26 protein-coding genes, 1 tRNA gene and 1 riboswitch are annotated in these 24,825 nt (G+C 35.3%); of the genes, 19 read left to right on the forward strand and 8 right to left on the reverse strand.

Annotated elements, in window-relative coordinates; all coding sequences use genetic code 11:
- Position 1: 1 nt before the first annotated feature.
- Positions 2–298 carry a type IV secretion system protein VirB3 gene (locus OM966_RS02925; RefSeq protein ID WP_264328748.1) on the reverse strand — a complete coding sequence of 99 codons (297 nt, stop codon included), beginning with the start codon at positions 296–298 and terminating at the stop codon, positions 2–4.
- A gap of 116 nt (positions 299–414) precedes the next feature.
- On the opposite strand from OM966_RS02925, the gene OM966_RS02930 reads away from it, so the two are divergent.
- Entirely contained in the window at positions 415–1,950 is a 1,536-nt protein-coding gene (locus tag OM966_RS02930; protein ID WP_264328749.1) for a lysine--tRNA ligase, read from the forward strand.
- Between the two features lie 33 nt (positions 1,951–1,983).
- Here OM966_RS02930 and OM966_RS02935 read toward each other — a convergent pair whose 3' ends face one another.
- Entirely contained in the window at positions 1,984–2,580 is a 597-nt protein-coding gene (locus OM966_RS02935) for an RDD family protein (protein ID WP_264328750.1), read from the reverse strand.
- Positions 2,581–2,604: 24 nt separating this feature from the next.
- A tRNA-Leu gene (locus tag OM966_RS02940) sits at positions 2,605–2,687 on the reverse strand.
- 107 nt (positions 2,688–2,794) lie between these two features.
- On the opposite strand from OM966_RS02940, the gene OM966_RS02945 reads away from it, so the two are divergent.
- The 3 genes from OM966_RS02945 (at position 2,795) to OM966_RS02955 (ending at position 5,478) form a co-directional block, all read left to right on the forward strand.
- Positions 2,795–4,246 carry a replicative DNA helicase gene (locus tag OM966_RS02945; protein WP_264328751.1) on the forward strand — a complete coding sequence of 484 codons (1,452 nt, stop codon included), beginning with the start codon at positions 2,795–2,797 and terminating at the stop codon, positions 4,244–4,246.
- Between the two features lie 100 nt (positions 4,247–4,346).
- The gene (locus tag OM966_RS02950; protein ID WP_264328752.1) at positions 4,347–4,811 is read left to right on the forward strand and encodes a hypothetical protein; all 465 of its coding nucleotides are present in this window, start codon (positions 4,347–4,349) and stop codon (positions 4,809–4,811) included.
- Complete coding sequence (locus tag OM966_RS02955) at positions 4,771–5,478, forward strand: hypothetical protein (protein ID WP_264328753.1); 708 nt, start codon at positions 4,771–4,773, stop codon at positions 5,476–5,478. Before OM966_RS02950 ends, OM966_RS02955 begins: the two co-directional genes overlap by 41 nt.
- Positions 5,479–5,514: 36 nt before the next feature.
- On the opposite strand, the gene metG is transcribed toward OM966_RS02955, so the two are convergent.
- On the reverse strand, positions 5,515–7,092 hold the full coding sequence (metG, locus tag OM966_RS02960; protein ID WP_264328754.1) for a methionine--tRNA ligase: 1,578 nt from the start codon (positions 7,090–7,092) through the stop codon (positions 5,515–5,517).
- Positions 7,093–7,257: 165 nt separating this feature from the next.
- Between metG and OM966_RS07330 the strand changes: the two genes are divergently transcribed.
- Positions 7,258–7,707, forward strand: coding sequence for a TrbC/VirB2 family protein (locus OM966_RS07330; RefSeq protein WP_264328755.1), 450 nt, complete (start codon positions 7,258–7,260; stop codon positions 7,705–7,707).
- 28 nt (positions 7,708–7,735) lie between these two features.
- Here OM966_RS07330 and ubiG read toward each other — a convergent pair whose 3' ends face one another.
- Positions 7,736–8,905, reverse strand: a complete 1,170-nt coding sequence (gene ubiG, locus OM966_RS02970) for a bifunctional 2-polyprenyl-6-hydroxyphenol methylase/3-demethylubiquinol 3-O-methyltransferase UbiG (RefSeq protein ID WP_264328756.1) — start codon at positions 8,903–8,905, stop codon at positions 7,736–7,738.
- A 175-nt stretch (positions 8,906–9,080) separates the two neighbouring features.
- On the opposite strand from ubiG, the gene dnaG reads away from it, so the two are divergent.
- The 3 genes from dnaG (at position 9,081) to OM966_RS02985 (ending at position 12,343) form a co-directional block, all read left to right on the forward strand.
- Entirely contained in the window at positions 9,081–10,829 is a 1,749-nt protein-coding gene (dnaG, locus tag OM966_RS02975; protein ID WP_264328757.1) for a DNA primase, read from the forward strand.
- 18 nt (positions 10,830–10,847) lie between these two features.
- Positions 10,848–10,973 (forward strand): hypothetical protein, encoded by a 126-nt coding sequence (locus OM966_RS02980; protein WP_264328758.1) that lies wholly within the window; start codon positions 10,848–10,850, stop codon positions 10,971–10,973.
- Positions 10,974–11,260: 287 nt separating this feature from the next.
- A complete protein-coding gene (locus OM966_RS02985; RefSeq protein ID WP_264328759.1) occupies positions 11,261–12,343 on the forward strand; it encodes an efflux RND transporter periplasmic adaptor subunit in 1,083 nt (360 codons plus the stop codon).
- Positions 12,344–12,416: 73 nt separating this feature from the next.
- On the opposite strand, the gene grxD is transcribed toward OM966_RS02985, so the two are convergent.
- The 3 genes from grxD to OM966_RS03000 all read right to left on the reverse strand — a co-directional run bounded on the left by grxD (position 12,417) and on the right by OM966_RS03000 (position 14,375).
- Positions 12,417–12,740, reverse strand: coding sequence for a Grx4 family monothiol glutaredoxin (grxD, locus tag OM966_RS02990; protein ID WP_264328760.1), 324 nt, complete (start codon positions 12,738–12,740; stop codon positions 12,417–12,419).
- A gap of 15 nt (positions 12,741–12,755) precedes the next feature.
- Positions 12,756–12,974 (reverse strand): BolA/IbaG family iron-sulfur metabolism protein, encoded by a 219-nt coding sequence (locus OM966_RS02995; RefSeq protein WP_096641415.1) that lies wholly within the window; start codon positions 12,972–12,974, stop codon positions 12,756–12,758.
- Positions 12,975–13,052: 78 nt separating this feature from the next.
- Positions 13,053–14,375, reverse strand: a complete 1,323-nt coding sequence (locus OM966_RS03000) for a malic enzyme-like NAD(P)-binding protein (protein WP_264328761.1) — start codon at positions 14,373–14,375, stop codon at positions 13,053–13,055.
- A 126-nt stretch (positions 14,376–14,501) separates the two neighbouring features.
- On the opposite strand from OM966_RS03000, the gene pgsA reads away from it, so the two are divergent.
- From pgsA to lepA, 11 genes are all read left to right on the forward strand, one after another.
- Positions 14,502–15,044: a CDP-diacylglycerol--glycerol-3-phosphate 3-phosphatidyltransferase gene (pgsA, locus tag OM966_RS03005; protein ID WP_264328762.1), complete on the forward strand. Its 543-nt coding sequence runs from the start codon at positions 14,502–14,504 to the stop codon at positions 15,042–15,044.
- A gap of 108 nt (positions 15,045–15,152) precedes the next feature.
- The gene (locus OM966_RS03010) at positions 15,153–15,515 is read left to right on the forward strand and encodes a hypothetical protein (RefSeq protein WP_264328763.1); all 363 of its coding nucleotides are present in this window, start codon (positions 15,153–15,155) and stop codon (positions 15,513–15,515) included.
- A 28-nt stretch (positions 15,516–15,543) separates the two neighbouring features.
- A complete protein-coding gene (locus tag OM966_RS03015) occupies positions 15,544–16,011 on the forward strand; it encodes a hypothetical protein (RefSeq protein WP_264328764.1) in 468 nt (155 codons plus the stop codon).
- A 121-nt stretch (positions 16,012–16,132) separates the two neighbouring features.
- Positions 16,133–16,840: an outer membrane protein assembly factor BamD gene (locus tag OM966_RS03020; protein ID WP_264328765.1), complete on the forward strand. Its 708-nt coding sequence runs from the start codon at positions 16,133–16,135 to the stop codon at positions 16,838–16,840.
- 59 nt (positions 16,841–16,899) lie between these two features.
- Positions 16,900–17,640 (forward strand): YebC/PmpR family DNA-binding transcriptional regulator, encoded by a 741-nt coding sequence (locus OM966_RS03025; RefSeq protein ID WP_264329031.1) that lies wholly within the window; start codon positions 16,900–16,902, stop codon positions 17,638–17,640.
- Positions 17,641–17,643: 3 nt separating this feature from the next.
- On the forward strand, positions 17,644–18,540 hold the full coding sequence (locus OM966_RS03030) for a M23 family metallopeptidase (protein ID WP_264329032.1): 897 nt from the start codon (positions 17,644–17,646) through the stop codon (positions 18,538–18,540).
- 7 nt (positions 18,541–18,547) lie between these two features.
- Positions 18,548–19,393, forward strand: coding sequence for an SPFH domain-containing protein (locus OM966_RS03035; RefSeq protein ID WP_264329033.1), 846 nt, complete (start codon positions 18,548–18,550; stop codon positions 19,391–19,393).
- 76 nt (positions 19,394–19,469) lie between these two features.
- Positions 19,470–19,572: riboswitch (TPP riboswitch) on the forward strand.
- Entirely contained in the window at positions 19,561–19,836 is a 276-nt protein-coding gene (locus OM966_RS03040) for a SemiSWEET family sugar transporter (RefSeq protein ID WP_006280002.1), read from the forward strand. Its footprint overlaps the riboswitch before it by 12 nt.
- On the forward strand, positions 19,817–20,506 hold the full coding sequence (locus OM966_RS03045; protein WP_264328766.1) for a thiamine diphosphokinase: 690 nt from the start codon (positions 19,817–19,819) through the stop codon (positions 20,504–20,506). Before OM966_RS03040 ends, OM966_RS03045 begins: the two co-directional genes overlap by 20 nt.
- A gap of 899 nt (positions 20,507–21,405) precedes the next feature.
- Positions 21,406–22,791 (forward strand): malonyl-CoA decarboxylase, encoded by a 1,386-nt coding sequence (locus tag OM966_RS03050; protein ID WP_264328767.1) that lies wholly within the window; start codon positions 21,406–21,408, stop codon positions 22,789–22,791.
- A 79-nt stretch (positions 22,792–22,870) separates the two neighbouring features.
- On the forward strand, positions 22,871–24,667 hold the full coding sequence (gene lepA / locus OM966_RS03055; RefSeq protein ID WP_264328768.1) for a translation elongation factor 4: 1,797 nt from the start codon (positions 22,871–22,873) through the stop codon (positions 24,665–24,667).
- Positions 24,668–24,825: the final 158 nt, after the last annotated feature.

A 24,825-nucleotide genomic window follows, 5' to 3' on the forward strand; every position in this document is an offset into this window, starting at 1 on the left:
ATTAAGCAATATCATAAGAATTGGCTCCATGATAAAAACGATTTAAACATTTCGAGCACTTTCCTAATTTTACCATAAGTAATTCAATAAACAACGGTTCTTTTGCAGAAGCTATATAGCCAAGTCCATGTATACCTGGTAACATTAAGAGAATCACTCTCAAATCATTTGAATTAATGAAAATTAGCAGGCAAATCAGGACGTTTAATATTGCAAACATATAACTCACACCAAAGAGCATTGCAGGTCTTGTAAGACCTTTAAATAATTGATCTGTTTGTATACTACCTGTGGACATATCTTTAACCTTCTAATAATAGCTCTAACACTAATACTATATCATTATATTAAAAATCCATTGAAACTAGTAGCACTTTAAGTTAAGATACATTGATTAATAATTTAACTCAGATAATGACAAGTTGGCCATTTCAAGAAGCAGAAAAAATATTGCAAGAGTTTCCTAATAAAAAAGAAATAATATTTGAAACTGGTTATGGACCCTCTGGTTTACCCCACATAGGAACCTTTGGAGAGGTTTTCCGCACTACAGTTGTTGTAAATGCATTAAAAAAAATAGCTCCTGGTATAAAAACCAAAATCATTGCAGTTTCAGATGATATGGATGGTTTGCGAAAAATACCAGATAATGTGCCAAATCAAGAGATGCTAAGGGAGCACTTAAATAAACCATTGACTATGATACCCGATCCATTTGGAACTCATGAGAGTTATGGTCATCACATGAATTCGTTGTTGTGTAAATTTCTTGATTTGTTTGAATTTGAATACGAATTTAGGAGTGCAACAGAGTGTTATAAATCTGGCGTTTACGATGAAAAACTTTTACTCCTGCTGAAAAATTATGATAAAGTGATGGACGTAATGCTTCCATCATTTCGGGAAGAAAGGCAGCAGACTTACAGTCCATTCTTGCCGGTATGCCCAAAAACTTCCCAAGTTTTACAAGTTCCAGTAATTGAAACAAATACAGATAAAGGAACAATCACGTATGAAGACCCAAACGGGGAAAAAATAGAAGTTCCAGTGACAAAAGGAAAATGTAAACTGCAATGGAAACCTGATTGGGGAATGAGGTGGGCCGCATTTGGAGTAAATTATGAAGCTCATGGAAAAGATTTGACTCCATCTGCCGTGCTTTCAAGTCAGATATGTGAAATACTTGGAGAAAAGCCACCGCTTCTATTTTGCTATGAATTTTTCCTTGATAAAGAAGGAAAGAAGATATCAAAATCAAAAGGAAATGGTATTTCGATTGAAGAGTGGCTAACTTACGCACCAACGGAGAGTTTATCACTGTATATTTTTCAGAGTCCTAAAAAAGCTAAACGTTTATATTTTGATGTGATACCAAAATCAACCGATGAGTATCTAGAGTTTGTAAGGTGCTATAATGAGAGTAAAGAAAAAGATATAAATAATCCTGCCTGGCATATCCACCAGGGCAATGTTCCCAATATAGAAACTTCAGGCATAAATTTCTCACTACTTTTAAACCTAGCGGCGGCTTGTAACGCTGAAAACAAAGAGATTCTCTGGGGTTTTATATCCACTTATGCACCAAGCGTCACACCAGAAAATAATAAAATGCTTGATAGACTTTCAGACTTTGCAGTAAAGTATTACTACGATTTCATCAAACCAACAAAATCATATAAAACTCCAAATGCAAAAGAGAAAGAAGCGTTACTAGATTTGAAGGACATTTTACATTCTCTATCTACAACTGTTACTGCTGAAGAAATTCAATCTCAGGTATTTTCTATTGGAAAAAAATATGATTATACCAACTTACGTGACTGGTTTCAGCTATTATATGAAACGTTACTTGGCCAAAAAACCGGTCCAAGAATGGGATCTTTCATAAAGCTTTATGGAATAGATAATACGATTTCTCTCATAGGAAGCGCTACTAAATGTATACTTTAGAGTTTACCTTCTTTCATTTGAGCTCTTTAGTTTTTAGTTCTGCCTTCTAAGGCTTTTACTCGTGACAACCACTGTGCCTGCGATCTTGTCGTGCCAAGTTTGACAGCGTTTGTTGAAATTTGACCATAAAAAGCCCAAGAATAATGGTGCAGCTGACAATATAAAGGAAAAAAATCTCTTTGTTGCTTGTCTTAGGGTCATCTTTTTGAAAGTTTGTGCATCCACAACTCTAAGCCCAAGTAATAGTTTTCCAGGTGTAGCAGCAAACCTTACCCACATATATGTTACATAGCAAAAGAGCATAATGCATTGGACTATTTGATTTAGGATTTGTAATTTTATAAGTCTACTCTGCGTTGTCTTTTCTTCTGCAGACAGTGGCGCTTGCATTTGGTATTTTGCAGCAATTTGACTTAATATTTTGCTATCCTCTGAGTTCATAAAGAGCTTATTTAAGGCTTGGCTGCAAAACTGCAAGAACAAAACGATAATAATCAAATCAAGCAATACTGATATATAGCGCCTAAGTCCTGTTACATAACATATCCCATTTTCATCTTTCTTTACCTTTTGAATAACATTTATAGAAGAAAAAATAGAAAATAAACGATTAAAAAATTTATGTAACATATATATACTTTCCAATATTTAACGTGCCCCTGGCCGGACTTGAACCAGCATGCTTTTGCAAGCAACAGATTTTGAGTCTGCCGTGTCTACCATTCCACCACAGGGGCATTAAGTTTTAATGCTATAGGCAACACGAAATTAGTCAAATTTTATATGTCTTTCAAATGAGGACTAAATATTCTACAATAATCAACAGTTACTCTCAAAACTTAAAATGAATGAATTAGCTAGTCTCCTCAGTTCAAGAAGTGTAGATAAGGAAATATGTAAATTACCGCATAATTTAGAAGCTGAACAGATGCTTATTGGTGCAATGATTCGTGATAATAGAATCTGTGATGCAGTTGAAGACACAATCATAGCAGAAAATTTCTATGATCCATTACATCAAAGTATTTTTACGCAGATATCCAAAACCAGGAAACACGGTATAGTTGCCAATGAACTAAGCCTCAAAATGTTTTTTGAGAACGACCAAGCGTTTACCGAGTGTGGTGGGGTAGAGTACTTAGCAAAGCTTGCAGCAAAGGCAAGTATTGCACTTGATATCTATAGTTTGACTAGAATAATCCGTGATACTTACTTAAGGAGATGTTTAATTAAGCTCGGGCAAGAAATAGTTGGTGATAGCTACAACTACGATATTGAAAATCCTGCACAGGCGCAAATTGAACAAGCAATGACAAAATTGTTCAACTTAGCAGTAAAAAAACAAGGTGAGAAAACATATATAAAACTTGCAAGTTCAATTAAAGACGTAGTTGAGAAGATCAGCACACTGAAAAATAATCCAGAAGCGCTGGGCGTTACAACCGGACTTCAAGATCTAAATCAGCTTCTTGGTGGCCTACAAAAATCTGATTTATTAATTTTAGCTGCAAGGCCTTCTATGGGTAAGACAGCACTGGCGCTAAACATCGCACTTAATGCTTGTAAGATGTTGCAAAAAAGAGCAGATAAACAACACTATGTAGCGTTTTTCTCACTTGAAATGTCAGCAGAACAATTAACCGCAAGGCTGATCACTATAGATTCAGGGATTAGTTATTATAAGGCATTAACCGGGAGAATTAGTGATTTTGAATTGCATGAATTTATCAATGCTAGTACAGAATTATCTGAACTGCCTTTCATCATAGATGACACCCCTGCGCTATCAATTAGTGCCCTTCGCACCAGAATACGCTTGCTGTATCAATTATATAATGTAGAAGTGGTATTCATTGATTATTTGCAGCTAATCAGAGGAACAACAAAAAGAAGTAATGAAAATAGAGTACAAGAAATCTCGGAAGTGACGCAGGGTTTGAAAGCAATTGCAAAAGAGCTGAATATTCCCGTTGTTGCACTATCTCAGCTCTCTCGTTCTGTTGAGCAGAGGGATGATAAAAAACCACAACTTTCTGATTTACGTGACTCAGGAAGCATAGAGCAAGACGCAGATATAGTGATGTTCCTCTATAGAGAAGAATACTATGAATTAAGAAAGCAGCCAAATGAAGGAAACAATAAACATCGGGAATGGCAAGAGAAAATGGAAAAAATTAGAAACATTGCAGAGCTCGTTATTGCAAAGCAGAGAAATGGGCCAATTGGCAGTGTAAAGCTATATTTTGACTCTAACAGAGGTGCATTTAAAGATTACACGGAGAGGCATAGTTCATAGCCTTCAGTGATCTTTTGTCAATATCTATCCTTATTGACATATCTTTTTGTTTGTGCTACAATCTTTAATAATAAATTGATTACTTTAGTTGGGGTACACAATGAGAAATATATTTAATAAAACTAATGTACCTTATCTTGTAGCTGGTGCTCTGGCTACTCTAACTTTATTAGCATCTGGAGTGTTTGCTGTAGCTCCTTATATTGGTTTCTTAGCTCCAGTTGCAGCATTAAGTGTTGGCCTGCCATTTATTATTGGTTGTGCTGTATTTTCTGTTGTAACTATTGCACTTTCGTATAAAGCAATTAGTAAGAACAAAACTATTTCTGAGAAAGATGTTCAACTGGCTGAGAAAGTAGAAGAAATATCTAAAAAAGATGCTCAACTAGCTAAAGAAGAAGATAAAGTACAGGCTCAAAAGCAAACAATTTCTGGGCAAAATGACCAACTGACTAAAAAAGAAGCGGAAGTAAAAGCTAAAGAGGAGGAAAATTCTAAGCAAAAAATTGAAATTAATAAAAAAAATGAGGAGATTGATAATCAAAAAAAAAATAGAAGAACTTAAACACAAGAAAACTTTTGTTCCGCAAGCAATGAAGAATATCAAAGAAGCATCTCAAGAAGTATTTGCATATGTAGCAGAAGCCTATAGTAGTGGGCGCGTTCATAGTACTATTAAGCAGCGCCGTAGTGATGTTGCGAATGACTTAAAAAATGTCGTAGGTAGTGCGAAAAATGCTTATGGTACATCAGTTGAGTATGTAAAAGGGAAATTTAATAGTGCTGGAAATAAATTAAAAAATGTTTATGGTATATTGGTTGGGTATACAATGGGAACACTTGAGTTAGCAAAAAAGACACTTGGCAGTATTGGGGGTAGTACGAAAGAAGAAAAGAATGTGGCTACAGAAAATTTATCAGGTCTCAAAGTTGTTGCACTTCCGTATGTAGCAACTAATACAACCATCCAAAAAGATCCTGAGATTTCTAGCCCAGAAAGTCAGCCGGCTGAAAAAGAAGAAACTAAAGTTAGTGGTTATTTTAATCAAGTAGTGAGCACAGCTAATTGGCTTACTAGTCAAGCAACAAAAGCGATGCCTTATTTAGCTGCGAGTTATTTGCCTTATGTTTTTTATAATTATGCTATCACTCCTGTGTCAGCATCGTTTGATGATGTTAACGTAACTCAATCGTTTGTTGCTAATTCAGGCATAACCAGCCCGTTACTTTAAAACAAAATAGTAGAGGGCATATTATATGCTCTCTACTCAAATATCAACCCTCAAAAAAACCGGCGTAGGTTTAGGTAGTGTAATGCCTGAACTTACGCATGCGTTGCACAAAGATTTTAAATCACGTTGCTCTTTTGGAATTTGCAATTGATCGAGTATTATTTCTGCTGACTTGGGAACGATTGGCTGCAATAAAATGCCAATTATCCTGATATATTCCAGTAATTTGTAGATTACTAAATTCATACACTCTTTATCAGTTTTGCTTAATGTCCAAGGTGCACTTTTGTCTATATAAGCGTTGGCTTCAGAAGAGATATTGATAATTAGAAGTATAATCTGGTTAAATTCATACTTTGATAAATGGTCCATCACTTGACCTAGTATAGCTTTGCAATTGGGCAAGCTCTCATTATCTTTGAATAAATTTTGATCAACTGTTGGAACAACTCCAGAGCATTGTTTGTGTAAAAATGAGATCGTTCTTTGTACTAAATTGCCTATATTGTTTGCAAGTTCTGAGTTTATGCGGCTGATCATGTTTTTCTTACTAAAGTTGCCATCCTGGCCAAAACTTGCTTCTCGAAGGAGAAAATAGCGTAGTTGATCAACACCAAACTCTTGAGCGAGGCCAATTGGATCTATGACATTACCAAGGGACTTGGATATTTTTTCTCCTTCGTTTAGCCACCAACCATGAACTGCAATTTGTTTTGGCAGTGGCAAATCTGCTGCAAGGAGAATCGATGGCCAATACACAGCATGAAAGCGCAATATGTCTTTGCCGATTACATGAACGTTGAAAGAGTTGTCAGCTAGGTTTACAGTGCTTGACACTGGAATCTGTATTTCTGGTTCTGCCCAAAACTTCTTATATTCTTCACCTTCAGTACTAGGGAAACCTATTGATGTAAGGTAATTGGTTAATGCATCTATCCAGACATAGATTACGTGTTTGTCATTACCTGGTACTTTTATTCCCCAGTTAAAACTAGTGCGAGAGATTGAGAGGTCAATGAGCCCTGATCTTACAAACGATACCACTTCATTTTTTCTGCTCTCAGGAAAGATAAAATTTGGCTGATTTTCATATAGTTCTAGTAATTTATCCTGCCAATTCGAAAAACGAAAAAAGTAGCTCTCTTCTTTTACCCATTCAACCTCAGCACCTGTTGGTGCTTTGCCATCTATCAGCTCTGATTCCTGATAAAATGCTTCATCACGAACTGAATACCAACCCGAATAGGAATCCAAATATATTTGTCCTCTCTCTTCAAGCCTATTCCATAAAGCTACCACTGCTTTTTTATGACGTTCCTCCGTAGTGCGAATAAAATCGTCATACTCAAAATTCATGAACTTAGCTAATTCTTTAAATAAAACACTCACTTCATCTGTAAATTCTTTTGGCTGCATTTCCTTTGCTTTAGCTGCTTTTTCTATTTTTTGTCCATGTTCATCTGTACCGGTGGTAAATTTGACATTTTTCCCAGCTAGTTTCATGAACCTTGCCACCACGTCACACAAGAGAGAAGTGTATGCATGACCGATATGCGGCTTGTCGTTTACGTAATATATTGGCGTGGTGATGTAAAAGTTCTCAAATCGATCCATGGTTTAGCATTTTGATAAAAATCAACTGAGTTAATTATAGTATTAAAAAGGCAGTAATAAATAAATATTGATTGGGTTAAGCATAATTTTTGAAAAAAGCTATTTACTGAAATTTTACTAAAATAAGAAACAATCAGGTATGAAATAAAGATTATTGAAAGAACAGTGGGAAATTTTCTTGTAATTCTATTTATAGTTTTCTATGCATTTGATGCACACGCTGATGGAGCAACAGATGTAATGTGTAATGTAATAGGTTACGTTCATGGAATAGGTGGACCAATGATTACAGTGGTAATAATTGGTTCAAGCTTGCTTGCAATATTTGGCAAAATGCCTTGGCCTGCACTTTTCGCACTGGGTATGTTTGTTGCTGTGTTTTTTGGTGCTCCTCAAATTGTAACAAAGGTAACAGGAAAAGAAGTTTGTTGTCTTGATGAGAGACAAACATTGAATAATGGAAAGTGTGTTGCTACTCCTGAATATGAATACATAGGTCGTGATCGTTGTGGCCCTCGGAAAAACGGGGTTCAAGGATGTTGTCCTAATGGCTGGGTGATCACTGGTAAGGGCATCTGTAAGAAACCTGGTCTAGATCCTTCAGAGTATTGGTAGTGAAAATGGTGTTTTTATAGAGTTAAATCTAACCACTCATCAAACCACAAAGTATATAATTAATATCCACACCTTTAGTTAAATTCCACTCACGCTTTATTACGTTGTACTCCATGCCAGCCATGTTTTGCAGCGTTACATTATTTTCTCTTAAGTGATTTGCAATTTCTGACGGCTTGAGAAATTTATTCCAATTATGCGTACCCTTAGGCAGCCAATTTAATATGTACTCTGCGCCGACTATTGCAAGACAGAAGGATTTGATAGTTCTATTTATTGTGGATATAAAGATTAGCCCTTCTGGTTTCAGCAATTCTATTGCTCTTCTCATAAAGAATTCTAAATTATCTACATGCTCGACTACTTCCATCAGCAGAACCACGTCGTACTTCTTGTCATTGCTTAGCTCTTCAATGCTGGTGTGCATATATTCTACATTAAGCCCTACTTTTTTCGCATGTGACTGTGCCACTTTGATGTTTTCTTCACATACATCTATTCCTACAACGTTAATACCAACACGTGCCATTGACTCTGATAAAATGCCACCACCGCATCCAACATCAAGCAATGATAATTCTTTTAAATCGCATTTTTTTAACTCTTTTATTTTCTCAATAATGTAAGATACTCTAATAGGATTCATCATGTGCAATGGCTTAAATTTACCATTCTCATCCCACCATTCACCTGCCATTTTAGCGAATTTTGATATTTCATCTTCGTTATAAGTTTTTGTTTTTTTTTTCTTAGAGGTTATATTGCTGAGTTTATCAAGGCGTTTTTTATGTCTGCTTTCTTTTGAAAATTCTGTTTCGAGGAATTGTTTGACTATGTCTTTTGCTAATCCACTCGCAGTAAATCCTGCACCAAGACACAGTACATTTGCGTTGCCATGCTCGCGAGCTAATTTTGCGATCTCAACACTATTGCATAAAGCAGCGTAGATTCCTTCAAAACGATTTGCCACAGTACTCATGCCCAAACCTGTACCACAAATTAATATCCCATAATTTGCTTTTTTGCTTGTTATATCTTCTACAACTTTAACAGCATAGTCTGGGTAATCTACATACTTTTGCTTAGCAGTGCAGCCTTGATCTATCGCTGTGTAATCCAGGGTTTCCAGGTAGGATTTTATTTCTGATTTTAATTCATAACCAGCATGATCTGAGGCAATTGATATTATATCTGACATATAAAAAGTTGATCTTGCATAACTTAAGGATATTTATATGGGTAATTTATTTTGATCTTTCTGTCAAGCCGTTTTAATACTCCTGATCTTTCGGGAGTCCTAAAGCTTGAAATAAATTTCGAGTCAGATGTGTATAAATTCTATATAATTTTTATCCTACTACTAATTCAATAAGATGGATCACATAGATATTATAAAATCAAAATTATTATTATCTGACATAGTAGGTAAAAAAGTCAGGCTAATAAAAAGAGGAGATAGTTTTGTTGGGCTCTGTCCATTTCATAACGAAAAAACCCCATCTTTTTCGGTGAGCAATACTAAGGGATTATATTACTGTTTTGGTTGTTCAGCTAGTGGTGATGCATTTGAGTTTATTTCACAAACTGAAGGATTAAGCTTTAAAGAAGCATTGGAAAGATTAGCATCGGTTGCAGGTGTTGAACTGCCCAAAAGTCTTAGTATTACAAAAGGGGACAATAAACTATTTTTAGCGCTTGATTTAGCTGCAAATTGGTTTGCACAAAAAAATCAGGGCATTGTAGATTATTTAAAGCAGCGCAAGATTTTACCTGAAATCATAGATAAATTTAAGATAGGTTATGCACCAAGCTCTGGTTTGAAAGAGTATTTAAACTCTTCAGGTATTGAAGACAAAATTTTAATTGATATTGGATTAGTAAACAAAAATTTTCATGATTATTTTTATGACCGGCTGATATTTCCTATATACAACATTGCAGGAAGAGTTATTGGTTTTGGCGGACGTGCGCTGAGTTCTGAGCAACAGCCAAAATATTTAAATAGCCCAGAGAGTCAGCTCTTCAAGAAGAGGGAGAATTTATACGGATTAAACTTTGCTTTAAGCGAAATACGTAAAAAACAGCACATATTTGTTGTTGAAGGATATATGGACACTATAGCGCTACATCAAGCGGGAATTAGTAATGCAGTTGCTCCACTTGGTACCGCAATTTCTGCAGAACAGATAAAAAATCTATGGAGATTTGCTAAAGAAATCTCCATCTGTATGGATGGCGATAGTGCTGGACGTCATGCTGCTACCCGAGTTGCAGAACTTGCTCTGCCAATATTAGAGCCTGGATACACGTTAAAGTTTGTGACTTTGCCGAGTAATAAAGATCCATACGATATATGTAACGAACTGGCATGCAAGAAAGAAGACGTGTTGACTGCTCTTGACCATTCAACAAAACTGCATTCTGAATATTTATGGCGTCACATAATCGATAGCAACTTGCAAAATTATGAAAAACTTGCTCCGGAAAAATATTCAATTCTTGAGCACAAGTTCATGGAATATGTAAATACTATTAGCAACAGCAGTATTAGAAGGTATTATAGAGATTATTTTTACAATAAGGCTAGTGAACTAAGAAGTAGCTTCAAAAAACAGATTTTTAATAGTAAAACTAGAGCAACAAAAGGTGAGTATCTTCATAACAAATCTCCAGAGCTAATTGAGGCAGAGCAAAATCAGGTCATAATTTTGCGTATAGCCGTAGAATTTCCTGAAATCTTGAACCGTTCTATATTTTTTGAGCAATTTTCTCATTTTGAATTTACTAATGAGATGAAAAGATTACAACAGCGTGTAATTGATGTAATAAGTAACAAAAGCAAACTTGGTAAAGAGGCTTTGTTACAAGAATTGAAACAGTTTGACGTTATAAAGTATGTATTTGAAAAAACTAGTGTACTAAATAGCCAACTGAACGAGAGAAAATCTGCAGAAATTGTGTGGAATAATATAGTGTTACTAAAAGAATTAAATGCATTACGAAAAGAAAGAACCGAAGCGAGGCTGAGCGGTAATCTTGACTTAGAGGAAAGGTTGATAGAACAAATAGAGCAAATAGAAAGTAATATACAAGAAATGCAAATGGAGTTTATTGAAAAGTAGAGCTGTTATAAAAAGTTTATGCCAAATTTCAATAAATATAGAGTTTTAATGAACATAGGACAGGCTAATGAATTTATAAAGGACACTTTGCAAATTGAAATTGAGAGTGTTGAACAATTGGGTATCCGTTTAATGGAGCGTTAAAACTGACCTTACCCTATTTAAATATATGCTAATATATTGAGTTTTGTTACAATAATTTTATATTCTTATTTCCATAATATCATTCTATGGAAATTTTTTAAAATCCAGTCTTATGTACAACTTTATTTGCAATTTTACATTTTTATTTGATTAAAAATTGCATCTTAGCAATAAAAAACTTACTTATTGTAGGAAAATGACATACTCTTGTGTTTGTTCTCATATAAAACTATTTATGGAGTGACAATGGTGCATGTATTATACTTACATTTCTGATTCGAAAATTTATGCAGTTGTTTCTAACAAAATTAGTCAACAAATTCTATTGTTTAAAGATGAGAAATAAAGTAATCATCATTTCTAGTATTGCTTTTATTCTACTGTTTTTTATCAGCAGTGCATTTTTAAAAAAAGATCAGGCGGTTCATAGTGATAATGCAACTAGTAGCTTTTCAGTAAAAACTCAAGAATGTGCGCCGCAAAACCGCACTATATATTTAAATTTTTCTGGTACAGTAAATCCCTTACATAGAGCTAGCCTTGTCTCAAAAATAAGTGGTAAGATTATTGCTATTTATTTACCTTATGGTGAAAAGGTAAAAAGAGATGATGTAGTGTTAAAGATAGAAGATTATGACAGGATTGAGCAAGCTCAGAAAGCCAAAGCTTTATTAAAGCAGCGTGAAATTGAGTATGATTCCTCTCACAAACTGAATAAAATAGGCTATGGAGCACAAATACAAGTAGAAGCAGCTTTTACTGCGTTACAAAGTGCAAAAGCTGACCTAAAAAGGCTAGAATTGGATTTAGAAAATACTGCAGTCAAATCTCCTATAGATGGTTATATTGATAAAATCAATGCGAACGAAGGGGATTTTGTTAATGTTGGGCAAAAAATAGCTGACGTGGTTGATTTCGATCAAATTCTTGTGGTGTTATACGTTTCGGAAAATGAAGTAAATAAAATAGAGCTAGGCAGCACAGCTCAAATTAGTTTACTGGATGGAAAAGAATTGGCAGGTGAAGTAAGTTTTATTAGTAAAATTGCTGAGCCTAAAACTGGGTCTTATAGGGTAGAGGTAAAGGTAATTAATAATAAAATGATATCCTTGCAGGGACTAACTGCCAACGTAAGACTACCTTCAGGCGAAAGATTTGCATATAAAGTTCCTTCTTCAGCCCTGAGCTTAAGTGACGAGGGTGCTCTTGGAATAAAGATTGTTGATGACAATAATTATGTAATATTTGTACCAATAGAAATTGTTGATCATGAGAGCGATGGGGTTTGGATAGTAGCAAATAACGAAGGTAAACCCATAAAGTTAATAGTATTGGGCCACCTATTTGTTAAGCCTGGTGATAAGGTTTAAGACATAAGATCCTTTTTCATAGCTTATACTACGTTATACCAATCCCAGCGTCTGGGCACTGGTTTCTTGGTACTTATTCCGCAATAATTTTTTTTTCCTTCAATAAATTTTGCAGTTCGCCTTTTTCGTACATCTCGCGAGAGATGTCGCAACCACCGATAAACTCTTCCTTTATATATAATTGTGGAATTGTTGGCCAATCAGAAAACTTTTTTATAGATTCACGTATTTCATCATTCTCCAACACGTTAATATACTTAAACTTCACGTTCAATTTTTTTAGGATTGACACGACGAGTCCAGAGAATCCGCATTGAGGAAAATCAGAAGTGCCTTTCATGAACAACACCACATCATTTTCCGCTATATCTTTTTTTATTTGTTCAAAACTGCTCATAAATTCACCTTATTTTTAAGTATTAGTTTCCAGTTGCAAGGCGTGTATAGACTGACCTTCCAGAGCTTTATATACCATTTTATGCTGTTCTATTTTTGTCTTTCCAAGAAAGCGCTTGGAGGTTATTTTTAAATGATAATGATCATCATCTCCAGCAAGGTCATGAACCTTTATATCAGCGTCGGGGAACGATTGTTTGATGATCCTTTCTAATTCGTGAATTGCAATAGTCATTGATTTGCTTTAAATTACAATACTTTCATTATAAATCTAAAACGACTGGGTGCAATTGAATTATTGATTATATGGTTACTAATATTGTGAAGACAGTAGATTCAGCGTGTTAAGTGCACTAGCAAGGCGAGATTTCAATTGATTTTCATATTTACTCCAATCTTCTATTGCCTTTCTTGCAATACCTGAATCAGTTGCGGCTTTTGCAACAGCAGGAGATACTATAGAAATTAATCTTGGGTCAAATGGAGTAGGTATTATATATTCACGTCCATAGCTCATTTTACGACAGCCATAGGCTGCAGATATCTCGTCAGACACTGGCTCACGGGCAAGCTTTGCTATTGCATCTGCAGCTGCAATTTTCATCTCATCATTTATTGTTGTTGCATGTACATCAAGCGCTCCTCTGAATATATAAGGAAATCCCATTACGTTGTTGACTTGATTGTTGTAATCTGACCTGCCAGTTGCGATTATTGCATCTGGCCTCACAAATTTTGCAAACTCAGGCCTTACTTCTGGATCGGGGTTGGCGAGAGCGAAAATAATCGGGTCTTGGCCCATACTCTTTAACATCTCTTCATTTAACACATCTTTTGCAGATAATCCGATGAATACATCAGCGCCTTTTATTGTATCAAGTAGAGAACGTTCGGAAGTATCAATTGCATATTTTTCCTTCCACTCATTCATGTCCTCGTTTCTACCTTTGTATATTACTCCTTGCTTATCACACAGCACTATATTTTTAGCGCCCATGGACTTTAGTATTTCTAAACATGCAATACCGGCTGCTCCAGCACCATTCATAATGATCTTAACGTCCTCTAATTTCTTTCCGACAATATCAAGAGCATTTTCTATACCAGCTGCAACAACCACTGCAGTTCCATGCTGGTCATCATGGAACACTGGAATATCCATCAGTTCATTCAGACGTTTCTCTATTATAAAACAATCGGGAGATCTTATATCCTCTAAATTTATCCCCCCCCAACTTGGCCCAAGGTACCTTACTGCATTGATGAAATCTTCTATATTTTCTGTACCAACTTCTATATCAACTGCATCAATATCAGCAAAACGCTTAAATAAAACAGCTTTGCCTTCCATGACAGGTTTTGCAGCAAGAGGACCGATATTACCAAGCCCAAGCACTGCAGTGCCATTTGAAATGACAGCTACAAAATTGCTTTTTGCCGTATAATCATAAACAACCTCAGGATTTTTAGCTATTTCAAGGCACGGAGCTGCAACGCCAGGAGAATAAGCAAGTGACAAATCATACTGGGTAGATAAAGGTTTTGTTGGCATGATTGAAATTTTACCAGGGTTACCACCTCTACTGTGATACTTAAGTGCCTCTTGTTTTGTGGTATTATCTAAATCATCGTTCATTCTTATATTTTAAGCTTGTAATTTTTAAGTATATGGAGTTTTTATAAATGTTCAATTGTAAACTATTAGCTTGTGAACTCTGTTGTACTTCTGTATAAGTTTACCTATTACGTAAGATGATATTACATGCTTAAGAAAAACGTGCCTAATTTGCTTACAATTTCTCGTGCACTTGCAATACCAGCAATAATATTAAGTTTTTATATAGAAAATAAATATGCAGGCCTGATAACAATATCAATCTTTGTGTTTGCGTGCATTACGGATTTTTTTGATGGTTACTTGGCGCGTGCGTGGAAAGTCCAATCAAAGTTTGGCAAGCTATTTGATCCAATTGCTGATAAATTAATAGTGGTTTCAACGATAATTATGCTAGTTTATAAGCAGAAGATAAATGATTTTACAATAGTACCATCGATTATCATCATCTGTAGGGAAATATTAGTTTCGGGTTTACGGGAGTTCCTTATAGCTATAAATGTTAGTCTACCTGTAAGCAAAGCTGGCAAAATTAAAACATTTTTGCAGATGGTTGCTGTAGTAGCGCTAATAATGAACGATTACGACATAACTCAATATATAGGTGCAATTTGTTTATGGGTTGCAGCTATTATAACTATGTGGTCAGGCTATAATTATATCCTAGCCGGCATCAAACAGGTTGACTGAATTTCTTGAGAAACAGTTAATATACAAAAGTGGTTAACATTTTTATAATATTGACTGAATAGTTAAAATCCTGTATAATATATTAGTTCATAAATCAACGGGATCTATATGACTGGTAACCCTAAGACTACGTTTTCTCCTGGAGATTTTTGGCTGACAGTTGATAAGGAAGTCAAAAAAGAAAGATCAGAACAAGAGTCATTAACACTAAAAGAAGAAGCGGAAAAAAAGAAGAAACTCGAACAGGAGTTATTAATGCTAAAAGTAGGAGAAGCAGAAAAAAAGAAGAAGCTAGAACAAGAGCTATTAACACTAAAAAAAAGAGAGCTATATAGACAATGTGTATCATTGGCAACAATGGTCCCATTTGCATTGCTAATGGCGATTGAACTGGAAAAAACATGTAGCGATCAGGTATTACTTGGCGTGATAAGTGGCGCGCTAAGCCACACTATATTTAATTTACAATAATAGGAAAATAGCACAAAAAGAACGAGAGTTGGAGAATATTGAAAATGGAGAGGAAGTAAAGGAAAAAGAGCACAATATTTCTGATATAGGTCAGTGTTTGATCTATATTGAGGCTATACCAACTGCACTGATTATTGTAGGTATGATAATGGGTGAAACATCTTCACTTGAAGCAGCAGAGGATGCAATTTTATTTCTTGCCAATGCAATTGCTTTTCTTGTAACTCTTGTTTCTTATATTGATGAGCATGAAAAAAATAAGAAAAAGGAAACAGAAAAATCTAGCAAGAAAACTAGCAATATGTCTGTAGCCGGATTGGCGCTTGCTGGTTCTTCTATATTTTTAATAGTTAATGGCATTAGCATCGTCCTTAAATCCTGCTGTTGGGCCTACTTTAGGCTTGATAGGTATTGCACTTTTTATGGTTGTACAGATATTAACTACACATTTCTACAGCAAAACGCTGAAAGATCCAAAAGTGGAAGGACAAGGTAAATCGAGGAATGCAGGTAGTTCTGACCGTAGTTATAAAGAGGAAGGGCCGGCTATTGCCTAAGAAATTTATTTATTTAAGTAATATTTAGGTCTATACTTTATTTTGATCGAAAAAAATCTTATGTATAAGACTTTAATCACGTGCTTTATTTTCCTAATTTGCTCCTTTACACAATCGTATGCGGATGATCTTGAAAAAACTGAAGCTGAACTATATGAGGAAGCAGTTGAACTTTTTGACCAGAAAAAATATAAACAAGCTATTAGGGCATTTCAAAAGATAGAAGATTTGTACCCTTTCTCTTATTGGGCAAGGAAAGCAAAATTATTATCTGGTGTGTCTCATTATAACATGGGTAACTATAGCAGTGCTGCAAGTGATATGGATGATTATATATATGTTTATTCAAATGGTGAAGATTTACCATATGTATACTACTTAAGAGTATTATCTTGTTACATGCAAATTAATAAAGTGCAACTTGGACAGCAAACTGCATATAAAACTTTAGAGCTGGCTACAGAGTACATTAACCTTTTCCCAGACAGCGAATATATAGATGAAATCAAGGAAAAAGCAAAATTAATCACAGAACATATATCAATAAAAGAGTATTCTATCGGTAAATTTTACCTGAGGCGTGGTGAATATTTAGCAGCAATTAAGCGTTTCCAGAATATAGCAAGCTATAGGGATTCTAAATATTTTTCTAAGTCTATTAACTATTTAATAGCAGCCCATTCAGCTCTTGGCCTTGACTTAGAAGCTGAGCAGTATGAAAGTATGTTATTAGCAGAAAACCTGCAAGATGCCAAGCCGGAGGCTTGAAAATTTGCTTTAGTTTTTTCTATGCTTTGATATATAATTAGGTTTTTAACTATTTGAATATGGCTGGTCATTCACAATTTTCAAATATAAAACATCGGAAAGGCACTCAGGATGCAAAGCGCTCTCAAAAATTTACGAAGCTGATTAGAGAAATAACAGTTGCTGCAAAGCAAGGGCTACCCGATCCCGAACTCAACCCGCGCCTTCGCTCTGCTATATTTGCTGCACGCAAGGAAAATCTACCAAAAGATAAAATAGAAACAGCAATAAAAAATGCAACTGGTAACGTTGCTGGAGAAAATTATGAGGAAATCCAATATGAAGGTCATGGGCCTTCTGGCACTGTACTTATTGTCCATGCCTTGACTAATAACCGCAACCGTACTGCTTCTGAGGTACGTTATATATTTTCTCGCAAGGGTGGAAACTTGGGAGAAACAGGAAGTGTTAGTTACCTTTTCGATCATGTAGGCTTAATCGTCTATAAAGCAGAGGGTGTGAATTTTGGTGATTTATTTAATTATGGGATCGAGTTAGAAGTATTGAATGTTGAGGAAAATGACAAAGAAGGATTACACGTTATAACTTGTGAAATAAAAGATTTTGGTAAAGTACGCGATGCCTTTTATGCAAAATTCGGAGAATCAGAACTTGCTCGTCTTTCGTGGCAACCAAAGGATCTAGTTGAAATTAGCGATAAAGAGTTGATCGATAAATTATCCACATTGGTTGAAGAATTAGAAGATAATGATGATGTACAGTATGTTGAAGGTAATTTTACTTTTGTTGATGCTGTTTAAATGATGAAGCTGATTATATTTATACTGCTTTATATTTTACCAATATTTAATATACACGCCCTTAAGACTCCAGATAACAGTAAAGAGACTTTTTTAATATCCAGCACCATAAAATCTTCTTTTTTTGCCACGGGAATTGAGCAAGGGTTGGCGCCAAATACAGTGGTAAAATTGATCAACATATATAAAGATTTTGGTGTTGATTTTAAAAAAGACATTGTGCCGAAGAGTAAATTGGAGGTTCTTTTTGAGAGATCGCTCAGTAATCAGAAGACTGAAGAAAAGATTTTATATGCTTCACTGACAATAAACAAGAAAGCTATTAGTTTATATCATTATAAATCGCAAGACGGCAAAGAAAGGTATTTTAATAAAGAAGGAATAAGCTTAAAAAATGGCGAAATTTTTGCAAATCCTTTAAATAGAGATTATCGCATATCCTCAAAATTTGGCAATAGAAAGCATCCTGTTCGCGGTAAAATTGCTTTTCACAAAGGAGTGGATTATGCAGCTAAGCTTGGCACTCCCATATACGCTGCTGCAGAGGGTGTGGTAGAATATATAGGAAAGAATGGTGGCTATGGAAATTACATCAAAATAAAACACAAAAATGAATATTCAACCTGTTATGCGCATATAAGTAGATTTAGTGGCGATATAAAGTTAGGCTCTAAAGTAAAGCAGGGGCGGGTAATCGCCTATGTTGGTAGCACTGGTGTTGCAACAGGACCCCATTTACATTACGAAGTTATATATAACGGCAAACACATCGATCCGCTTACGATAGCGCATAAAACTGAAGTAAAATTGCCTGATCATGAATTAAGAGAGTTTAAACTATTTGTAAGTGAGATAAATAAAACGATCAACAGAGAGGGTTCAAGTGAAAAAGAAGTTTAAAGACAATATGGATAAGAATACGATAAACGATAGAAATTTAAGTCAACTCCGGGTTTTTCCTGTACTAATAGCGCTAGGATTAATTTTATCGCTGCTTTTTTTGGTATATGACAGCACAATTGCGCTGGGAGTTACTGCTGTTTCAATTTTGACTTTTCTTCAAGGATTTTTTATTAATGACCCTAATGAAGCAAGAGTGATAGAGTTTTTTGGTCATTATATTGGAACTTATTTTAAGTCTGGAATATGTGTAACGCTTCCCTTTTCAAGCAAATATATAGTTTCCCTAAAATTTCAAAATATCAACACAGAAAAAATAAAAGTGAATGATGCAAATGGAAGTCCAATAGAGATTTCTGCAGTAATTGTTTGGAGAGTAAACAGCCCTGCAAAGGCGTATTATAATGTTAACAACTATCACGAATTTGTTTTTGTACAAAGTGACTCAGTAATAAGAGAATTAGCAAGCAATTATCCGTATGATAGCGAAAGCGATGAAGAATCTTTACGTAAAAATTCTGATAAAATTTCAGATGAATTGCGGTCAATGTTACAACAAAGATTAGATATTGCAGGAATTGAGATTACAGAAGCAAGAATATCGCATTTGGCGTATTCGTCCGAGATTGCACAAGCAATGTTAAGGCGTCAACAAGCACATGCTATCACTACGGCAAGAAGGCATATAGTGCAAAATGCAATAGGAATTGTCGAGGAAGTAATAGCTCATTTTGAAAAAAACAAAAGCTTACAATTAGATGGCAAGCAAAAGGTTCAATTGATAAATAATTTGTTGGTTGCCCTAATCTCTGAGCAAGATGCACAACCGACGATTAGTTTGGATAATAATTAGCATAGAAGCCGATTGGGTTTCATGAATGCAAGTCACTATTAATTTCTTGATTAATAGACTAAATGATGTTATAAATTGCACGCATTAGGGGTGCTCTAGAAAAGCTGAGAGTACATAAAGTACAACCCTTTGAACCTGATATTGTTAAAGCAAGCGTAGGAAAATGTATGTATATAAATATTGAAGAATGCTTCGGCTTCATTGCGTTAATTGCATCTCTAATTGGATTATCACCTCAAGTATATAAAGCATATATCACTAAAGTTACTCGTGATGTATCGATGCTAATGTTAGTAAACTATCTTATTTGTTCATTGTCTTGGATTGGCTATGGTCTTTACCAGAGCTCAATTTTTGTGGTGCTTAGCAATATTGCTGGATTAGTGATTAGCATAATATCAATTATTCAAAAATGTTACTACGATGCAAAACCTGCACCATGATCATGTGCTACACTGCAGTACACAACAACAATATCGTTCTATTGTAGTGCTAAATGGAGAAATACCGAGCTCATCGTTTTTTAAACGAGATATACCTATTATTGCTGTAGATGGAGGAGCAAACAAGCTTCTATCAATTGGCGTAAAACCTGATCTTGTAGTAGGAGATTTGGATAGCGTAAATCTGGATTTACGTGCTAATTTGAATACGATATATCTACCTGATCAAGATTATTGCGACTTTTCTAAAGCAATGGCTCACTTAAAAACAGTAAAGTTATTGCCATCAATAGTAACGGGTATTACTGGAGGAGCAATTGATCATATACTACAAAATATTAACGTTTTTCTAAGTACAGATAGTATCTTTTACACCCCTATACCTCCTATGGTAGGTTACATCCTACAAAAAAGTATTACCCATTTTTCTTTGCCGAAAGATACTAAAATATCTTTACTTGGTATACCGAGAGCTCAAATATCAACCAAAGGATTAAAATGGGAACTGCATCTTAGCAACCTTGCTTTTCCAGGAAAGAATTCTTGCTTTAATCGAAGTTTAGGCAATAAGTTATCTATAGAAGTACACAGTGGTATATGTTTGGCGATGGTTTATTTAGAAGCAGTAGATGATGCTGCAAGACATCATGTGCATCAAGTTAAGAAGTAAATAGACTTCTTGCATAACCCAAACTAAGTAGAAAAAAGGTATCATCCGAGTAGCTGACACTGGTTCCTTTATGACGTGTCATTCCAGTGTCAAGCACTGGAATGACAGCAGTCCTACGTCATACTGCCGCAGACTGTCATACCGCCGCGGTATCTCTAGATCCCGCTAACAAGTAGCAGGATGACGATTGTCAAGGTGTCATCCAAGTGCCCTGACTACTCGGATCCAGGAAACTTAACTTTAAATAAGTGTCTGCATAATAAAGACTAGATTCCAGCGTCACGCGCTGGAATGACACCATTTTCGGTCTCTTAAGCTACAAACATTAAGAAATTTACCAAACGGAAAAAAGGCCAAAGAAACCCCGTGGTGCGAGTTTTGACCCTATAATAATTTAAACTGGCGCTGTAATAATGTGCTAACGCTTAAAATAAGAGCGATTTGGCTGAATGTAGAAAAAATTTAAAAGACATGCAGCCGCTATAATTTTATGTAATCAGCCAAAAAATACCCTAAGTTTTTTACTGAATTTTGTCATTGAGCCTGCAGGTCAAAAATAAGTTTTGAGTCATAAACACCCTTGTTATCATAATAAGGGGACTGGCGGAGTTTGTCAAGGAAGTTTTTTGTTTCTACTGAATGACAGTTGTGGCTTGGGAGGTAGTGCAAGAAGTCTATTGTATTACTGAATTATTAATAATTCAGTAATAGTGCCTGCTATGTAGCTAAAATTTTCCTTTAACTTAAGCTATATGTAGCTAAAATAACTTGGGTTTACCGACGATTTGACAAACGACAAATTCGTCATCACGCTGCTTGTTAGCGGGATCTAGAGATACCACGGCGGTATGACGTAGGGAAACCTGACTTGCATTAGCCATGTATAATAAAGGAAATCTATGACAAAAGAATCATTGGTAAAAACTGATATAGTGAAAGTTGAAGACAAAAAAGCGGTAAGAAGCTTTTTTAAAATACTAGGTGAAGTGGCAGATGCTGTAAGATCGTGGATTGGTAACATCGGTCCTGATTTAAGCAACAGTCGCGATATCGATAGTTTAGTCTTGAAGATGAACGAGTGCTTAAACCCAAAGGGAGGGGAGGTTTCAGCACGTAAGAATGCTGTATCTCTTGGTAATTTGTACTTAAGCTTATCAGAGAAAGGTAAAATAAAATTTCTGCAAACCCTGGCAGAAAAATTTAGTCTACATAAAGAAGAAATAGATGAGAAAATAAAAGAGTACAAGGAAAATCAAGATCCCGAGTTAAACTATAAATTTGAACAGGATTTAATAAAAATTCTTGAATCACCGCGTTCTAAAATATTGAAGCAATTTATTTCTCTACCAGAAGGCCTCAAGTTTATTGTTGATATGCGTTCTGATGTGCTTAAGCTAAAGAACCAATATAGAAGCTTGAATCCACTAGAGAATGAATTAAAAAATATACTCTATACTTGGGTTGATGTTGATCTACTCGATCTTCGTCAAATCACCTGGGATTCACCTGCATCATTGCTAGAAAAACTTATAAAATATGAAGCTGTGCATAAAATTTCCTCTTGGGATGACTTAAAAAACAGACTAGATTCTGATCGTCTCTGTTTTGCTTTCTTTCATTACAAAATACCAAACGAACCTCTAATTTTTGTAGAGGTTGCATTGGTGAATAAGATTGCAGATAGCATTCAACACCTTTTAGATGAATCAGTACCTTCAAGTGATCCAAGTAGTGCAAGCACTGCTATATTCTACTCAATATCAAATACTCAAGCAGGGTTATCTGGAATCAGCCTTGGTAATTTTTTGATAAAAAGGGTTGTAGAAAAGCTATCGCAAGAGTTTAAAAGTATAAAAACATACGCAACTCTTTCTCCAATACCTGGCTTTACGAAATGGCTAAAAAACAATCTAAACCAAGATGTCACTTTATTGAGCAAACTAAATATAAAACAATCTAGTGCAGAAATTTTAGAGAGTATAAAAACTAACGTTGAATGTGAAAAACAGTGCTTGCTTAAACTATGTGCATATTACTTGCTCAAGGTTAAGAGCAATAATGGAAGTGCCTATGATCCAGTGGCGCATTTTCATTTAAGCAATGGTGCATCGATAAAACAATTAAACTGGATGGCGGATACTTCTGAAAAGGGCATTAGTCAGTCAGTTGGGATGATGGTAAATTATCTGTATGAGTTGCCTAAAATAGATAATAATCATGAAAACTATATGGTTAATAAAGTGATTTCCTGCTCGAAAAAAGTGTTGTCTATGTTGAAGGAGTAAATAGTCTCTTAATAAATAATTGCCCTCACAACACTTAAAATGTAAAATAGTTTTACTAATTAAGTATAGTAGGCCATAAATGAACAACATAAGAAATTTTGCAATAATAGCGCATATAGACCACGGTAAGTCAACGCTTGCTGACCGTTTAATAGAGAAATGTAACGGCCTTGAAGCAAGAGAAATGATCAATCAAATACTCGATTCAATGGATATAGAGCGTGAACGTGGCATTACAATTAAAGCACAGACGGTAAAACTCAATTATACGGCAAACGACGGTAATCAATATTGCCTAAATCTCATGGACACCCCAGGTCACGTTGATTTTTCTTATGAGGTAAGTCGAAGCTTAGCTGCATGTGAAGGTTCACTTTTAGTGGTAGATAGCAGTCAAGGTGTTGAAGCTCAGACTCTTGCAAATGTATATAAAGCTATTGACAACAATCATGAAATAATAGTTGTACTCAATAAAGTTGATCTCCCTGCTGCAGATCCAGAAAAGGTAAAACTCCAGATTGAGGAAGTAATTGGCATTGACGCAAGTGAGTCAGTTTTAATATCAGCCAAGACTGGTCTTGGAATAAGGGATGTATTAGAAGCTATAGTGACAAAACTTCCAGCTCCTCAAGGTGATGTGAATGCTCCACTACAGGCAATTTTAGTTGATAGTTGGTATGACACTTATTTGGGAGTAGTAATTTTAGTACGAATTAAAAATGGAGTGCTAAAAAAGGGCATGAAGATTGTTATGATGTCTAATAACTCTACATACCAAGTGGACAATATCGGTATTTTTACTCCTAAAAAAGTAATGACAGGTGAACTCTCAGCAGGTGAAGTTGGTTTTATCACTGCTTCAATGAAGGAAGTTGCAGACTGTAGAGTGGGAGACACTATTACTGAAGAGAAAAGACCGTGCAGCAAGGCATTGCCTGGTTTTAAAGAAGTGCACCCTGTGGTATTTTGTAGTATTTTTCCTAATGAAACGGACGACTTTAAATATTTAAGAGAAGCACTGGAAAAATTACATTTGAATGATGCAAGTTTTACTTTTGAAGCAGAAACTTCAAATGCGCTAGGCTATGGATTTCGTTGTGGTTTTTTGGGAATGTTGCATCTTGAAGTTATTCAAGAAAGGCTCGAGAGAGAATTTGATTTAGATCTAACAGCAACTGCACCGAGTGTTATATATAAGGTTACAACGCAAGGTGGTGAAGTTCTGAGCATTCATAATCCTAGTGACATGCCAGATCCAACAAAGATTGAAATGGTAGAAGAGCCGTGGATTACTGCAACTATAATGGTCCCTGACCAATATTTAGGTGAGATTCTATCATTATGTGAAGAGAGGAGGGGAGAACAGGAAGATTTATCTTACATTGGTAACACAACAACAGCATTGTTAAGATATAAGTTACCACTGTCTGAAGTTGTTTTTGACTTTTATGATCGATTAAAATCAATTTCCAAGGGGTATGCAAGTTTGGATTGGGAAATTTCCAGCTATCTGGTAAGCCAAATAGATAAATTAAGCTTTTTAATTAATGGAGAGCCCGTAGATGCACTGGCTTGTATCGTTCACAAAAGCAGAGCAGAAAAAAGGGGGCGTGAAATATGCGCACGCTTGAAGGATCTAATACCACGTCAGCAATATAAAATCGCGATTCAAGCGGCAGTGGGCGGGAAAATTATTGCCAGAGAAACGATTAATCCATATAGAAAAGATGTAACAGCTAAACTCTATGGTGGAGATGTAACGCGAAGAATGAAACTACTTGAAAAGCAAAAGAAGGGTAAAAAAAGGTTGCATTCTATAGGGAACGTAAATATTCCACAGAATGCTTTTATTCAAGCTTTGAAGATAAGTGATTGATCTTAAAAGACTTCTTGTATAGTTTTTTGGCAACAACCATTAGAAACGAAAAAACTTCCTTGACAAACTTCGCCAGCCCCCTTATCACGACATTAAGGGTATTTCTGATTCAAAACTTGTTTTTGATCTGTGCAGGTTTAATGACACAATTCAGTAAA

The organism is Wolbachia endosymbiont (group A) of Andrena hattorfiana, from assembly GCF_947179565.1.
Lineage (GTDB): Bacteria > Pseudomonadota > Alphaproteobacteria > Rickettsiales > Anaplasmataceae > Wolbachia.